The sequence below is a fragment of the Paraprevotella clara YIT 11840 genome, from assembly GCF_000233955.1.
Lineage (GTDB): Bacteria > Bacteroidota > Bacteroidia > Bacteroidales > Bacteroidaceae > Paraprevotella > Paraprevotella clara.
The window spans coordinates 329-712 of record NZ_JH376689.1; the positions used below are offsets into that span (position 1 = coordinate 329).

At 29.2% G+C, this 384-nt stretch carries 1 protein-coding gene; it reads right to left on the bottom strand.

The features are described 5' to 3' along the window. Positions 1–30 precede the first annotated feature (30 nt). A partial coding sequence (locus tag HMPREF9441_RS17090) for a hypothetical protein (protein WP_039865646.1) occupies positions 31–384 on the bottom strand: 354 nt, incomplete at its 5' end.

The following is a 384-nucleotide window of genomic DNA, read 5'->3' on the forward strand; positions in this document are numbered from 1 at the left end:
GTCTTCCTCGTTCGTTGCTTCATTCTTACTTTACTCAATCCATAAAGTATCTTTTAAATGTACATTAAGTATAATAGAATCTCCTTCTCTTACCTTTACGTTATTTATATACAAGTACTTACCAGCACCTACCCCCATTATATAAAAATTATATTTCTTATTAACATCAAGATAATACGAAGGCTCTTCTTTTCCTAAAATATTAATACCATTAATTCTAATTGCTATTTCATTTTTTGAAAGAGGCTCACCATATTCCGTTACATTAATTTTCAAAAAACCTCTACTTCCTATTTTCCTTTTGTAATAATGAAGAGTATAGTCTTCGCCTTCTACACCTACTTTTTCTTGACCAACAACTATTCTTCTTTTTAATGAGTTACA